This is a genomic window from Nocardioides pini, from assembly GCF_026712185.1.
Lineage (GTDB): Bacteria > Actinomycetota > Actinomycetes > Propionibacteriales > Nocardioidaceae > Nocardioides > Nocardioides pini.
On record NZ_JAPPUX010000004.1, the window covers coordinates 594,912 to 609,423 of the forward strand.

Here is a 14,512-nt window from a genome sequence, read left to right on the forward strand (position 1 = left end):
CCCGAGAGCCTAGTTGTCGCGACCGCCGACACCACGATCGGCGTCCGGTCGACGCCAAGAGACCGCGACCATCGCCGCCGCGAAGCAGACGAAGCCCACCGATCCGATCACCCATGACGTGATTGGGCCCGGCCAGCCGGACCACCACCACCATTCCACGCCCGCCCACAGCGTCGGGTCGTCAACGGCTGTGACGTAGCGCCACAGGTTGGTGTAGAGGGCGGCCGCGTTGGCCAACGACAACAGAATCCAGATGGTGAGCGCCTGCCAGCGGCCGATGCGGATCCCCCGACCCACCCGTTGGCCGGTGAGGAGTAGGAGCAGGAGCATCGGGGCCAGCGGCAAGACGTAGCGGGGCTGCACGGACTCGCCGGCGAAGAGTCGCGCCCGGTAGAGCGTCACGAACGGGATGAGCAGGACCGCCGCGGCGACCAGCGCGACCGCGAGGGTCTTTCCGACGTTGAAGCGTCTCGCGCCCGTGAGACCCAGGAAGCCAATCACGGTCATCACTGAGCACACCGTTGCCGCGGGCATGCCCGTGTCGAGCCAGCCGAGGGCCGAGCTGTAGCCGAAGAGACCGCTGACGAGTAGTGGGAAGTTGACCGTCAGCTGGACCAACACCTCCGCAGCCGAGCGGGCCGTCTCCGGCTCCGCGGCTGCAGCCCCCACCACTTGGCCCGCGGACAGCGCGACGGCCGTGCAGCCCGCGGCTACCGCGAGGGGGACGACGAGGAGCCTCGGGCGGTGGCGCAGCGTGCGCCAGTGGAGCAGGCAGACGGCCACAGCGACGAGGACGATGTAGGCGGCGGCGTCACCGCGCGCGCCGGCGGCGAGGACCGCACCGGTTCCGGCAAGGAGCAGGTTGGCGGCGAGCCGTGTGCGGCCGCGCACGAGGAAGGCCGAGTGCAGGCCGAAGCCGAACGCCGTGACGCCCGTGACGGCCCACCCGCTCGGGTTGGTCGAGGCGACGAAGAACCATCCCAGCGGGACCATGACCGCCGTCAACGTGTAGAGCTGGATGCGTCGGGTCGCCCTGGTGCCGCTGACGGCCAGGGAGGCGAAGACACCGACCGCGATCAGCACGTTGACCACCCGCATCCTCAGGACAGAGGTCTGAATGTCCTCGCCCGCGAACACGTGCATCACGCGGTAGAAGCCACCGGGGTAGTCGCCCGTGTTGACCCGGGCGGTGTCGATCGTGCCCCGTGCGACGACCTCGTCCTGGCAGTCGCCGGACACTCCGGCGTCTCCTGCGAAGCACGCGGCTGCGGCGAGCAGGGCCGGGACCCGCACGACCGGGTCACCCGCCTGTGTGACACCCACCTGCGTGCACTGCGGGCTGTCGTAGGAGCTCGGGCACCAGATGCTGGGCAAGTGGTAGTCGTCGTCCGGGGAGGACCCCACCGGGGACGAGAGCGCCCATCCCACACCCGCCAGGACCGCCCCGAGCGTGCAGAGCACAAGGAACAGCGCGCGTAGCAGGGGTGTGTGCTGCCGGTGCGGACGTCCGACGCGACGCATCCTGACGGCGTCCAAACCTCTCCACCTCTCACTGCAGGGTTCCCCCTCCGGCGACGAGGGCGGCCCAGACTAACGCCCACCGCGGGTAGGTAGGACCGACCGCTCCGATAGAGTCCCCTCGAACCCCGTGGTGGCCGCGAGCGCCCACTTCGCACCGCCGTGGGATGACTGACCGAACGTCGAAGGGCAGGGCTTGAGCATCGCTGTCAACGCGGACAAGGCCCCGGAAGCCGCCATCCGCGCACCCGGTCTCCTTCCCTCCGTCCGCACTGCTCGGATCGATGCGTGGTTCGACGAGCGCCGGGTGTTGGCCTGGACGGCACTCAGCGTCCTCTTCGCTGCCGTCGCCATGGTCGTGGTCGTGCCCGCCGCCTCCGGTGACGGAGGATTGTCGCCCGTCGATGAGCTCTGGTACGTCGACGCAGTCGACAAGGCAAGCCGAGGCGAGCTTGTCAACACCGGCGACAAGATCGACTCCTACGCCCGCCAGGTCCAGGCCTGTCGAGGAGTCATCGGCTATCAGGCGCCGCTCCCGACCTGCGGCGAGCCGCAGCCGGACGACTCCATCGCCCTGACCGCCGTCTCGGCGGCCGACATCCACCCGCCGACCTACTTCTTCCTCGCCGCGGTCGCGGGCAAGGTGATCCGCCTGACGGGCGTCACCGACGACCTGCTCATCGGCGCACGGCTGGCTGGCGTCCTCTGGCTCACCCTCGGCCTGCTTGCGATGGTGATGCTGGGACGAGCGTGGGGCGCCGGTTGGGTCGTACCTGCCCTCGCGGCCGTGTGCGCAGGCACCAGCCCTCTCCTGGTCTCGACGTCGGGCTATCTGAGCCCAGACGCGCTCGGGCTCCTGGTCGGTGCCAGCGTCCTGCTCGCCGTGAGCTGGTGGCAGAAGGGCCGGTTGCCGACGTGGCTGCTCCTGGTGGCAGCGGTAGCACCGGCGTACTTCAAGGTGACATTCGTGCTCGCTCCACTGATCGGAGCGTTCCTTGTGCTCGTCGCGGGCGTGTGCGGACAGCTCCCATGGCGGCGGGTGATGACCGGTGCCGCGATCCTCGTCGGCGGGGCCGGCGCGGGTGCCTTGTCGTGGCAGCTGGTGCGCGGTGCCCTCGCGGTCGCGGACCCGGTGCTGCACGCGGACGCCCAGGACCCGGTCGCCTTCGCGAGCTTCGCGAAGTACTTCGGCTACTACCTCGAGACCATTCCTGCGACCAGCGACGCCCCGATCCCCCTGCCGGGCCTTCTCTACGTAGCGATCCTGCCGTTTTCCTGGCTGCTCCTGACCGCCGCTCTTGGTGGGACCTTGGTACGTGGCACGAAGGACCCGCTGCTGCCCGTGTGCTGGAGCGCGGTGACCGGGATGGCACTGGGCAGCATCGTCATGAGCCTGATCGTCCTGGTGGCGACCGGTGGATTCCTCATCGGCACACCGCGCTATGGGATCGCTCTACTGCCTCTGTTCGCTGTACCACTCATGTGCCTCAGGCACCGCGTCGTCGTGCTGGGCCTGGTGCTGTCAGCCTGCGGGGCCCTCCTGTCCCATCTGGTGGCGTGGTGATCCGCTTCGTCGTCGCGGCCGTCGCCGCCCTGCTCCTGTCGGCGTGCTCGGAGCCGGTCCTGGTGCCAGAGGCCGGTCCGAACGCGCCGGGCTTCTCCTACCGTCCCGCGCCGAGATCGCCGGCTCCTCCCCGCGTCGAGCTGCTGTCCGACCGACCACGTACGAGCGCCGCCGCGGCAGGCGCGATCGACTCCGTGGTGCGGCAGAAGGACGTGTTCGAGATCTCCGGCTGGGCACTGCTCGCCAGGAAGAAGCCGCGTGGCGTCCTGCGGGTCGTCCTGCCACCCGACGTGGAGGCGAGCGTCGTGGACGTGCGAAGCGTGGAGCGGCCGGACGTTGCAGCGGCGACGTCCGACGACGCGAACCAGTGGGCCGGATTCACTGTGACCATCGAGGGAGACCTCCCCCGCGAGGCCGGCGTGTGCGTGCTCTCGCGGAGCAGCCAGGGCACCTTCAGGCTCGGCGGCTCGGACGAAGGGCTCTGCCCGGCCTGACCGCACGGGGGGCCGCGTGTGCGGCGACGGGCCGAGGCGTGGCGACCTGCGGGCAGGGCGACGGGTAAGGTCTGGCCCCGTGAAGGACGTGGCGTTCGTCGTCCCCGTGTACAACGAGGCGCAGGTGATCGGCACCGTCATCAAGGCGATCCAGGCCGTGACCCCGCACGTCGTGTGCGTCAACGACGGGAGCACCGACGCGTCGGCCGCCGAGATCCTCAAGGCGGGCGCCTACCTCGTGGACCACCCGATCAACATGGGTCAGGGTGCCGCTCTCCAGACCGGGATCGAGTTCGCCCGCCTGCTGCCCGGGGTCGAGCGCTTCGTGACCTTCGACGCCGACGGCCAGCACGTCATCGACGACGCCATTCGGATGCTGACCACGCTGGAGGTCGGCGACCTCGACATCGTGCTCGGCTCGCGGTTCCTCGGGGCCTCGGTCGGCGCCCCTCGTCTCCGCAAGGCCCTGCTTCGGCTGGCCGTCCGCTTCAGCAACGTGACCTCGGGGATCCGGCTCACCGACGCCCACAACGGGCTGCGGGCCTTCAACCGGCACGTCGCTGACACGATCGAGATCACTGCGCCCGACATGACCCACGCCAGCGAGATCATCGAGCTGATCGCCCGCAACGGCTACCGCTACCGCGAGGTCCCGGTCACCATCCACTACACCGCCTACTCGGTGTCGAAGGGACAGGCCGGCATGAACGCCGTCAACATCGCGGTCGACACCCTCCTGCGCAAGGTCGGCCGCTCGTGATCGCCGTCCAGCTGCTCCTCGTAGGGGCTTTCCTCGGGCTGTTCTTCCTCGCGCTGCGCAGCCGCACCGCTCACGGAGTCTCTGCCTCGAAGAAGCTCGGCTTCCTCCTCTTCATGCTCCTCGTCGTGGTCGCCGTGCTCTCCCCGGCCCTGGTCAGCGACGTCGCCAACCTCGTCGGCGTGGGCCGCGGCACCGATCTCGTGCTCTACCTCCTGGCCGTGGTGGTCTGCTTCTACGTCGTCAACGACTACCTCCGTGCCCAGGACTCGCGCGCCCAGCTGCACAAGCTCGCGCGGCGCATAGCCGTCCTAGAGGCGCTCGAGCGCTACGGCATCGCCGCCAGTCACGAACGTGACAGCGAGGTCGTCGACGAGGTGCCGGACCCGCACGGGACCACCGACGGGGACCGGGACGATGCTTGAGGTGTTCATCCCCTTCTGGGGAGACCCCGGGTACCTGCGCGAGGCGGTGCGCAGCGTCCAGGCGCAGACCGACCCCGACTGGCGGTTGGTGGTCGTGGACGACTGCTACCCCGATCCGACGGTGCCGCAGTTCTTCGCCGGGCTCGACGACCCGAGGGTCACCTACGTCCGCAACGAGACCAACCTCGGCATCACCGACAACTACCGGCGCTGCCTCGAGCTGGCCACGCAACCTTGGGTGGTCCTGCTCGGGTGCGACGACCTGATGCTCCCCGGCTACGTGGCCACCCTGACGGCCGCCATCGCCTCGGCGCCCTCGCCGGTCGACGTGATCCAGCCGGGTGTGCGCGTGGTCGACGAGCACGGCGGTGCGGTCGACCCCCTCGTCGACCGGGTCAAGCGCCGACTCTTCGCGCCCCGGATCACCGGGCCGACCGTGCTGTCAGGGGAGCCTCTCGCGGTCTCGCTGCTTCGCGGCAACTGGACCTACTGGCCCTCGCTGGCCCTGCGGACCGAGGCCGTCCGGGCGCACCGCTTCCTCGACGGCTTCCCCCTGGTGCAGGACCTCGCCCTCCTCGTCGACATGGCGCTCGCGGGCTCGCAGATGCTGGTCCTGCCCGACGAGGTCTTCGCCTACCGGCGCCACTCCGCCAGCGCGTCGTCGCTCACCGTCGTCGACGGCGGCCGGTTCGCCGGCGAGCGCGCCTACTTCGAGCTGGCCGCAGCGGCCTGCGAGGCGCACGGGTGGCACGCGGCCGCCCGGGCCGCCCGGACCCACCCGGCCTCCCGGCTGTACGCCGTCAGCCAGCTGCCGGTCGCGGTCCGGCAGCGGTCGTGGGACAGCATCCGGACCCTCGCGGCCCACGCCGTGCGCACCGGCTGAGCGGATCCGTCAGCGGCGGTCCAGGGCCGACCGGAAGACCGTGAGGGTCTCCTCGGCCACCCGACGCCAGCTGAATCCCTCCGCCTGCGCGAGCCCCGCCCGTGATGCCCGCAGCATCGCTTCCGGGTCCGTGGCGACGGTCCGCAGCGCGGCGGCCATCGAGGCAGTGTTCAGCGGGTCGAACCACATTCCTGCGTCGCCACCCACCTCGCGCAGGACAGGCAGGTCCGAGGCGATCACGGGCAACCCGATCGACATCGCCTCCAGCACGGGGAGTCCGAAGCCCTCGGCCAGGGTCGGGAAGGCCAATGCCCGAGCCCGGGCGCGCAGGTCGGCGAGCTCGTCGGCGTCGACCCAGCCGCGGAGATCCACCCAGTCCCCCAGGCCACACTCGTCGACGACCGGTTGCAGCGGGTCCTCGCCCGGCCCGGCCCCGGTGATCACCAGCCGAGGGCGGATCGGCTCCTCGACCAGGGCGAGGGCGCGGATGAGCCCGTCCCAGTTCTTGTACGGCCTCCGCTGCCCGCCCGCGATCACCAGGTTCTCCTCGCCGCGGTAAGGCGCGACGACCTCCGGCTGACGGCCCGCGAGCGGCACGACGTGGAGTCGCTCGGCCGAGACGTCCAGGTATTTGCGGATCTCGCCAGCCGAGACCTCGCTGACGGTGATCACCCGGGCGGCGTTGGCGACGGCCCGACGCTCCATCCACATCACGGGGCGGGTGAAGAACGGGGTGACCATGACTTCGGGGTGGCTCCAGTAGAGCATGTCGTGGAGCGTGATTACCGTGGGCATCGACGTGTGTGCCGGCCCCAGGGTGGCGGGGCAGTGCACCAGGTCGGCCCGCCGGCGTCGGGCGTGCAGGCTCGAGGCGACCAGCTCGCCGAAGGCCCACACGAATCGGTTCTCACCGCTGATCCGCGAGCGGATCACCTCGCCGGGGAACCAGTCGAGGTCCATCCGCGAGCCTTCGCGGCTCGCCAGCGCCACGAAGTCGAGGCCGGTGTCCATCCGCCCCAGCTCCCGGTAGAGCTCGCGCGTGTAGGTCTCCATGCCGCCCTTGGTGCCTGTGTAGGAGAGCATGTCGACGAAGACCAGTGGACGGGTCATGGGGAGCCTTCCCTGATGCGTGGTTGCGAGGCGGCCGGCACCCGGTGGGCGCCGAAGGCGAGATGGATGCCGATCCCGGCCAGCGGGCCGAGGAGCAAGGCGACGACCACTCGGGTCTCCAGCGCGAGGGGCAGGAGCAGGAGCAGCGTCGCGACCGAGGTGGCGACGACGTAGCCGACCACGTAGACCGCGTGGTGGTCGAGGGCGATGCTTGCTGCGCCGGTGAGGGTCAGCAGGCCGACGAGGCCGGCCGCCAGCACCAGCCACCCGAAGACGGGCCCGGCGACGACGTACTCGGCGTTGATGACGCGGAGCAACGGGGGGCCGAGGACGACCGCCGCGGCCGCACCCAGCACGGTCGCGCCGGCGAGCAGGGCCGTCGGAGTCCGCATCGCCCCGACCCCGTGCGAGGCGACCCGGGTCACGAGGACGTTCTGGTAGGCGTTGAGGGGGATGAGCAGAGGCGCCCGGGACAGTGACACGGCCAGGATCACCGGCGCCGCCCCCGCGAAGACGTCGTCCGGGGTCGTCAGCCGGAGCAGGACGGGGAACCCCACGAGGAGCAGCGCGGACGCGCCGGAGGCCGCGCAGGCGGCGACCAGGCGGCGCCTCAGCCCGGCGCCAGGCACGTCACCCCTGACCGCCGCGGTCCCCCGGAGTCGGGTGGCCGGCAGGAGGGAGACCAGGAGCCACGAGCCGCAGGCCAGCGACACCGCCCACGTGAGCCCGCCGACGAGCGCGCCCGCGAGCGTGGCAGCCACCACGAGCGCGAGTCGGCTGACGGACTCCGTCCCGACGAGCAGCGCGTACGTCGACCAGTCCCCGCGGCCGGCGGCCGTCCCGGCGACGAAGCAGTGACTGACGAAGAGCATCGCCCCCACGAGCAGGGCGGCGAGCAGCTGCGGCCATTGCGGCCCCAGGACCTCGGGCGCCCAGGCCAGCCCGCTCACCCCCAGCACCACGCCGGCGCAGGCGGCGAGCAGGACGACCTGGGGCAGCACGCGGGCGCCCGTGCCGGAGGTGTGTGGTGCCGCGTGCACGGAGCGCGTGGTCTCAGTGGCGATGCCGATCAGGACGCCGAACACCCCGAACAGGGCGCCCCAGAACACCAGGAACTCGGCGTTCGCCGCGGGCGTGAGGTAGCGCGCCACCAGCACCAGGACGACGTAGCCGGCGATCCCGCTGACCGCGGCCGCGGCGAGGACGACGTGGGCGACGCCCGCCCGCCTGCCGGATGCCTCGTCAGTCGCCACGACTCGTGATCCTAGGTGTGCGCGATGCCCGTTCGGCGCCCGGCCGTTGCTAACGTGCGGCCATGCCTGCTTCCCGCGCCGGAGCTGTGGAGGCACCGAGGGTCCACCGGTGGCTCGGGGTCCGTCTGGGAGACCGGCTCGGCAGCAGGGACAACAACTTCGACCTGCTCCGGCTGCTGGCGGCCTGGGCCGTCCTCGTCTCGCACTCCTACGCGCTCGTCGGGTGCGAGCAGCCCCTGCACCAGTTCGGCACCTCGCTCGGCAACCTGGGGGTGCTCGTCTTCTTCGCGGTCAGCGGGCTCCTCATCAGGCGCAGCTGGGACCACGACCCACGGGCCCGCGACTTCTGGGCCAAGCGGGCACTGCGCCTGCTCCCCGCGCTCGCGGTGACCGCGATGCTGACCGCGTTCGTGCTGGGGCCGGCCGTGACCAGCGCCCGCCTCGGGACGTACTTCACCTCCTGGGAGACGTGGCTCTACCCGGTGCGGCTCGTGCTGATGGTGCCGTTCGGCGCCAAGCTGCCCGGGGTCTTCGACGACAACGTCTACGCGGGGGCCGTCAACGGATCACTCTGGAGCCTCCCCCTGGAGGTGCTCGCCTACGCGATGGTGGCCGGGCTCGGGGCGCTCGGGCTGCTCGCCCGACGGTGGGTCGTCACGTCGCTCGCGCTCGCGAGCCTCGTCTGGGCCGCCTGGTGGGAGCCGGCCATGTCGGACGCGGTGGGGTCGGCCTACGTCGTGTCGGCCTTCGCCGTGGGCGCCGCGGCCTTCACCTGGCGCGACCGGATCGTCCTCAGCACCCCGGTGGCCATGGTAATCGTCGCCGTCTGCGCGGCCACCGCGCTGGGTCCGGAGTCCCTGCGTGTGGTCACCTGGACCGTCTCGGCGCTCTACCTCTCCTACTGGTTCGCCTACTGCCTGCCGCGCGTCGGACGTGTCCTGACCCGGTTCGGGGACACGTCCTACGGCCTCTACATCTGGGCCTTCCCCGTGCAGCAGGTCGTGGTCCAGGTCGCGGGCAACGACTCCGACCCGTGGCTGGTGACCGGCGTCGCGACCCCGCTCGTGTGGCTGCTCGCGCTCGCCTCGTGGCGGCTCGTCGAGCGCCCGGCTCTGCGGCACAAGCCGCGGCCCACACCCGGAGGGCCACAGGACCGCGCCTAGCGCCCCTGCGCCAGGCGGTCGCGCACGGCGTCGTGGTCGCGCATCATCAACGAGTGCCGTCGGTCCGCGATGGCCGCGAGGTGGCCGAGGCCGTACCCGAGCGCGGGCCTGCGCACGAGCATCCGGGCGGCGCGGGAGACCGGCCCACGGTGAAGGAGGTGCACGAGCGAGCTGGTGACGACGCCGTCGTATCCCAGCCGCTGGGCCAGCACCTCGAGCGAGCGGTGGGTGTAGAAGGTGATGTGCTGCCCCGACTCGGGCGCGTAGTAGTCCCATCCCCCTGGCCGCGGGGCCGGCGTCGGGAGGACCTGCGTGGTGACGAGGAGGCGGTCGGTCGCCGACGCGACCGAGGCGAGCTCGCCGACCGGGTCGGTGAGGTGCTCGAGCACCTCGAACGCCGTGACGAGGTCAAACCTCTGTCCGGCGGGGTCGCCGGTGAAGCCGGCCGCGAAGATGTTGGCTGCGTAGGCGTCGACGTGGGCGAAGTCGTACCCACGGTCGCGCATGAGCCGCGTGAGGACGCCGTAGCCACCGGCCCAGTCGAGAAAGCGTCCCCCGCGCAGATGTTCGGCGCGCAGCACGCTCGACGTCACGTTGGCGAGGATCTGGCACCGGTCGAGCAGGCCCACGTCGAGGTCGGCGATGGCCTCGGCATACGCCCGGTCCAGCCAGGTGGGATCGTCCGCCATCACCAGCCCGCACGACCCGCACTGCAGGTAGGTGACATCGGTGTCGCCCAGCACGCGGCCCTCGGCGAACCGCCGTACCGGCCGGTCGCACACACGGCACGTCTTCGACACGCTTCCTCCTGGGTCCTGCCGTCGTGGCCACCCGCAGCCTAGGTGACCGCCTGCGAGCCGAGGCAGGGGACAACGACGCTCACTGCCTATATTGATCCCCCGCCGGCCCATACGTGACGGCAATGAGCACGGGAGAGGCGCTGGGGGAATGGTCCGACAACTGCGAGCGGCACGGGCCGTGGACGTCCTGCTGCCGGCCGTCCTGGCGTTCGTCGCCATCGTGTTCGTCGCTTTACAGGTGCACGCGTACACGCGGCTGAGCCCCATCGACGAGCTCCAGCACATCGATTCCCTCTACCGCGCGCCGGCGGCGCCGGCGCCGGCTGACCGGGTGGGACAGGAGGCGATGCGCCAGCAGGACTGCCGCGGCGTGGACGCCCCCGGTTTCGAACCAGGACCCTGCAGGCCACTCGGCAGCTTCGATCCCGCCACCTACCAGGAGAAGGGCTACAACACCGCCGCCGCCAACACACCCATCTACTACACGGCGACGCGCGGCGTGGCCGAGCTCGTCCGGGTTACGACGCCGGCCGACGACCTGGTCACCGCCGGACGACTCGCCGGCGGGCTGTGGTTGGGACTGGGCATCGCCCTCACCTACGTCGCAGGCCGGCGCCGCGGTGTGGCACGTGCACCACTCGCGGTCCTCGGACTGATGCTGGCCGCGGCTCCGGGCCTGCAGTTCCCCGGCGGCACCATCACCCCCGATGCCTGGGGCCTGATGGTGGGAGCCGCGCTCGTGCTTGCAGTCACGTGGTGGGAGGAACGGCCCTCGGCGGCACGAGCCGCTGGGCTCGTCCTGGTCGCGGTCCTCGTGTCGCTCGTGAAGCTGACCAACCTGGTCGGTGTGGCGGCCATCGCGTTCTACCTGCTGCAGCGCGGGTGCGACGGCGCGCAGGCGGCCGAGGAGCCCGATGGAGGCGAGGCTCCTCCACCCGCACGGTGGATCCTCACAGGTCTCGCCACCGGAGGGACGGCGGTGCTGGCCGCGGGCGCCTGGATGGCCCTGGTGACCTCGCGTCCGCAGATGGATCCCGACGACCTCCCCGACATGGTCACCCGCTTCCAGGCCCCAGCGTTCCCCTGGATGGGCCTCCTGGACAACGCACTGGTCCTCGTGCAACCCCTCGCCGGTCCGGTGCCCGTGGGCACTCTCACCTACTCGACCGTGGCCACCTCACTGGTGTCGCTCGTGCTCGTCTCGGGCACCGTCGCCGCCGCTGTCTTCCTCCCCGGCCCGACGCGCTCGACGGCACTGGCGCGGGGCGTGCTGCTGGCGGCGGTCGCGGGCGCTCTCGCGCTCGTGGTGATGGGATACGTGACCTCGCACTCCTACTTCCCGCTGCCGCCCCGCTACGGACTCGCCCTCGTTGCCCCGATGGCAGTCGTCACCGCCTCCTGCCTGCGGACCCGGACGTCGATCGGCCTAGCCGCGACGGTCGCCGCCGTCGCCTTCGCGATGTCGTCGGTGCGGCTGCTAGAGCTGCTCTGACTCCTCCCCGGGCGCGGCGGCAAGGCGACACTGCGGTTATGCTCGCGCTCGTTGTGAGGTGGTCGGCGACGAGGGGAACACGGTGACGGACAAGGCCAAGACCGACGCAGAGCTGCTGCGCGAGTCCGAGCTCTTCGACACGGAGTTCTACCTGCGGAAGAACCCTGACGTGCGCAGCTCCGGAGTCGACCCGGTCCTCCACTACCTGCGGCAGGGCGCTCGCGACGGCCGCAACCCCTCCAAGGAGTTCTCGACCAACGCCTACCTGCGTCGCAACGGCGACGTGGCAGCGTCTGGCATGAATCCTCTGGTGCACTACCTGCGCACGGGCAAGGCGGAGGGCCGCGTGCTCAACCCCGCGGAGGACGACGCGCGACTCGTGCGCGAGTCCGGCTTCTTCGACGAGGAGTACTACCGACACTTCCGCCCGGACCTCCCCGCGGACCGCGACGTGGTGAAGCACTTCCTCCGCTTCGGTGCCCGTGACGGGCTCGACCCGAGCGAGAAGTTCTCCACCTCGGGCTACCTGCGGCAGAACGCCGACGTCGCCAAGACGCACTGGAACCCGCTCGTCCACTACCTCAGGCACGGCCGCGCCGAAGGCCGCATCGCCCCGCGCGGCGCCCTTCGAGAGCCCTACGTCGACGCGCTGTACGCCGAGCGTTGGCAGTCGATCCAGCCGATGCCGGTGACGAGGCTGCCCGGCGGCGAGCACCGCATCAGCATCGTCACCGACAGTGTCGCACCCCACAGCCTCTTCGGCGGGGTCGGCACGGCGATCATCCTCGGGGTCCAGCTCGCAAACCGCCTCGGCAACGGCACCCTGCGCCTGGTCACCCGGACCGACGCCCCGGACGGGCAGGTGATCGGCCTGCTCGAGGACGCGACCGGGATCCACCTCGACGGGATCCTCGAGCTCGAACAGGTCTCCACCGACGGCAGCCAACGGCTGCAGTTCACCGATCGGGACGTCGTGATGACCACCTCTTGGTGGACCACTCGGGCCGTCCTGGACAGCGACATCCCGCGCGAGCAGGTGCTCTACCTCCTCCAGGAGGACGAGCGCATGTTCTACGCCTACGGCGACGAGCGCCTGCTGTGCGCCGAGACGCTGGCCGAGCCCGACCTCGCCGTCGTGGTGAACACGTCCCGACTGCTGGAGCACCTGTCCGGCCCGGGCGGGCTCCCACACCTGGCCACCAGCGCGATCGCACTCGAGCCGGCCTTCCCGACTCGCGACGCCTCGGTCGTGCCGGCCGGGTCGGGCGCGGCGAAGCGCAACCTCTTCTACTATTCGCGACCCCTCAACGCCCGAAACCTCTTCTGGCGGGGCGCGCAGGTCATCGCCCGAGCCGTCGAGAGCCGGGTCCTCGACCCCGATGAGTGGGAGTTCCACTTCGTGGGTCGTGGCACGCCTGAGCTCACGCTCCCCCGCGATGTCAAGGTCAACATCATCGAGGGCCTGGGCTGGACCGACTACCAGGACCTTGTGGCATCGATGGACGCCGCGCTGGTGCTGATGGACACCCCTCACCCGTCCTACCCGCCCTACGACCTCGCGTCGGTCGGTGCGGCCGTGCTCACCAACTCGCATGGCATCAAGACCGACCTGTCCGACATCTCCGACAACATCATCGTGGCGCCCTCGAGCGTCGACGGGCTGCTCGACGGGTTCCGCGAGCTGGTCGACCTGGCCCGCGACCCCGAGCGGCGCGCAGCCAACGTCGCGGCCGACCACATCAACCGCGACTGGGAGACCACCCTCGTTCCGGTCGTCGACTGGGTGATGGACCGCTTCCGCTCCACCTTGGCTCCCGATGAGTCGGGCGCCGGGTCCACCGAAGAGAGCATCGTCCCGGATGTTCACTGACCTCCCCGACGCTCCCGTCGAGGTCGCCGACCTCTGGGACAGCTCGATGGCCGAACGGGTCGGGACGATGCTCGACGGCACACACCGCGTGGCCTTCGTCTACCGCTCGCCCGACACCAGCACGTTCCGCTACCGCGTCTCCAACACCGTCGACGCCCTCAACCACGCACCCGGGTCCACGCTCCGCGCTGGATGGTTCTGCGACGACGAGCTGCGAGCACTGACCCGGCTCGTGCCGCAGCTCGACGCCATCGTCGTGGCGCGCTATCCCTACAACGCCGCCCTGCGCGAGCTGATCCAGAAGGCCGAGGCGCACGACGTGCCGCTGCTCTTCGACTGCGACGACCTCGTCTTCGATGTCGGCTTCGCCGAGCTGGTGATGAGCTCGCTCGGCAAGGACCCGGAGGTCAACGCCGAGTGGGACGTCTGGTTCGCCTACATGGGCCGCCTCAACGCCGCGCTCGCCGCATGCCGTGGTGCGCTGACCACCAACTCGCTGCTCGCCAAGCGCCTCGCGGCGTACGTCGAGGACGGCGCGGCGGTCGTACCCAACGTGTTGAACCGGACGCAGCAGGCCTACTCACGTGACCTGCTCGACGCCAAGGTCGCGTCCGGCTTCCGCTGCGAAGGACCGGTGACCATCGGATACTTCAGTGGTACGCCATCGCACGTGCGCGACTTCGCGGTCGCCAGCACCGCGCTCGCCCGACTGCTCGACGAGGACGACGACGTGTCGATCCGCATCGTCGGCTACCTCGACGACCTCGGTGCCCTGGAGCCGCACCGCGAGCGCGTGGAGTTCCAGAGCTTCATGCACTACGTCGCGCTGCAGCGCTCGATCGCCGAGGTCGAGGTCAACATCGCTCCGCTGTCGCACACGGCCTTCAACATCTGCAAGTCCGACCTGAAGTTCTTCGAGGCCGCTGCCGTCGGCACGTGGACCGTCGCGTCGCACACGCCCTCCCTCGACGACGCCATCGACGACGGCGTCACCGGGCGGCTGGCCAAGGCCCACGAGTGGGACGGAGCGCTGCGGGAGGCCGTCGAGCTCGCCCGGGACGCTCAGGCGTACGCCGCCCGGGCGACGCCGGCGGCCGAGAAGGCCCACGCTCGTTGGGCGTGGGACTCGGTGGCCGAGCCGCTGACGCGGGCTCTCGAGCCCTACCTGCGGGCGCGCTGACGA

13 protein-coding genes are annotated in these 14,512 nt (G+C 70.8%); 9 read left to right on the plus strand and 4 right to left on the minus strand.

The window, feature by feature from the left end; all coding sequences use genetic code 11:
• Positions 1-9: 9 nt before the first annotated feature.
• On the minus strand, positions 10-1,521 hold the full coding sequence (locus NYO98_RS16160; RefSeq protein WP_268112758.1) for a DUF2142 domain-containing protein: 1,512 nt from the start codon (positions 1,519-1,521) through the stop codon (positions 10-12).
• A gap of 193 nt (positions 1,522-1,714) precedes the next feature.
• On the opposite strand from NYO98_RS16160, the gene NYO98_RS16165 reads away from it, so the two are divergent.
• The 5 genes from NYO98_RS16165 to NYO98_RS16185 all read left to right on the plus strand — a co-directional run bounded on the left by NYO98_RS16165 (position 1,715) and on the right by NYO98_RS16185 (position 5,641).
• Complete coding sequence (locus tag NYO98_RS16165; RefSeq protein ID WP_268112759.1) at positions 1,715-3,082, plus strand: hypothetical protein; 1,368 nt, start codon at positions 1,715-1,717, stop codon at positions 3,080-3,082.
• The gene (locus tag NYO98_RS16170) at positions 3,076-3,576 is read left to right on the plus strand and encodes a hypothetical protein (RefSeq protein ID WP_268112760.1); all 501 of its coding nucleotides are present in this window, start codon (positions 3,076-3,078) and stop codon (positions 3,574-3,576) included. Before NYO98_RS16165 ends, NYO98_RS16170 begins: the two co-directional genes overlap by 7 nt.
• Positions 3,577-3,655: 79 nt before the next feature.
• The gene (locus NYO98_RS16175) at positions 3,656-4,336 is read left to right on the plus strand and encodes a glycosyltransferase family 2 protein (RefSeq protein WP_268112761.1); all 681 of its coding nucleotides are present in this window, start codon (positions 3,656-3,658) and stop codon (positions 4,334-4,336) included.
• Positions 4,333-4,758, plus strand: a complete 426-nt coding sequence (locus NYO98_RS16180) for a DUF2304 domain-containing protein (RefSeq protein ID WP_268112762.1) — start codon at positions 4,333-4,335, stop codon at positions 4,756-4,758. Before NYO98_RS16175 ends, NYO98_RS16180 begins: the two co-directional genes overlap by 4 nt.
• Before the next feature lies 1 nt (position 4,759).
• Positions 4,760-5,641, plus strand: coding sequence for a glycosyltransferase family 2 protein (locus tag NYO98_RS16185; RefSeq protein ID WP_268112763.1), 882 nt, complete (start codon positions 4,760-4,762; stop codon positions 5,639-5,641).
• A 9-nt stretch (positions 5,642-5,650) separates the two neighbouring features.
• On the opposite strand, the gene NYO98_RS16190 is transcribed toward NYO98_RS16185, so the two are convergent.
• On the minus strand, positions 5,651-6,751 hold the full coding sequence (locus NYO98_RS16190; protein WP_268112764.1) for a glycosyltransferase family 4 protein: 1,101 nt from the start codon (positions 6,749-6,751) through the stop codon (positions 5,651-5,653).
• A complete protein-coding gene (locus NYO98_RS16195; protein ID WP_268112765.1) occupies positions 6,748-8,004 on the minus strand; it encodes a hypothetical protein in 1,257 nt (418 codons plus the stop codon). The genes NYO98_RS16190 and NYO98_RS16195 overlap by 4 nt, the downstream gene beginning before the upstream one ends.
• 62 nt (positions 8,005-8,066) lie before the next feature.
• Between NYO98_RS16195 and NYO98_RS16200 the strand changes: the two genes are divergently transcribed.
• Positions 8,067-9,167 carry an acyltransferase family protein gene (locus NYO98_RS16200; RefSeq protein ID WP_268112766.1) on the plus strand — a complete coding sequence of 367 codons (1,101 nt, stop codon included), beginning with the start codon at positions 8,067-8,069 and terminating at the stop codon, positions 9,165-9,167.
• On the opposite strand, the gene NYO98_RS16205 is transcribed toward NYO98_RS16200, so the two are convergent.
• Positions 9,164-9,967 (minus strand): class I SAM-dependent methyltransferase, encoded by an 804-nt coding sequence (locus NYO98_RS16205; RefSeq protein ID WP_268112767.1) that lies wholly within the window; start codon positions 9,965-9,967, stop codon positions 9,164-9,166. The two genes, NYO98_RS16200 and NYO98_RS16205, sit on opposite strands and share 4 nt — an antisense overlap.
• 178 nt (positions 9,968-10,145) lie before the next feature.
• Between NYO98_RS16205 and NYO98_RS16210 the strand changes: the two genes are divergently transcribed.
• The 3 genes from NYO98_RS16210 (at position 10,146) to NYO98_RS16220 (ending at position 14,509) form a co-directional block, all read left to right on the plus strand.
• A complete protein-coding gene (locus NYO98_RS16210) occupies positions 10,146-11,459 on the plus strand; it encodes a hypothetical protein (protein WP_268112768.1) in 1,314 nt (437 codons plus the stop codon).
• Positions 11,460-11,541: 82 nt separating this feature from the next.
• The gene (locus NYO98_RS16215; RefSeq protein WP_268112769.1) at positions 11,542-13,329 is read left to right on the plus strand and encodes a rhamnosyltransferase WsaF family glycosyltransferase; all 1,788 of its coding nucleotides are present in this window, start codon (positions 11,542-11,544) and stop codon (positions 13,327-13,329) included.
• Positions 13,319-14,509, plus strand: coding sequence for a glycosyltransferase (locus tag NYO98_RS16220; protein WP_268112770.1), 1,191 nt, complete (start codon positions 13,319-13,321; stop codon positions 14,507-14,509). Before NYO98_RS16215 ends, NYO98_RS16220 begins: the two co-directional genes overlap by 11 nt.
• Positions 14,510-14,512: the final 3 nt, after the last annotated feature.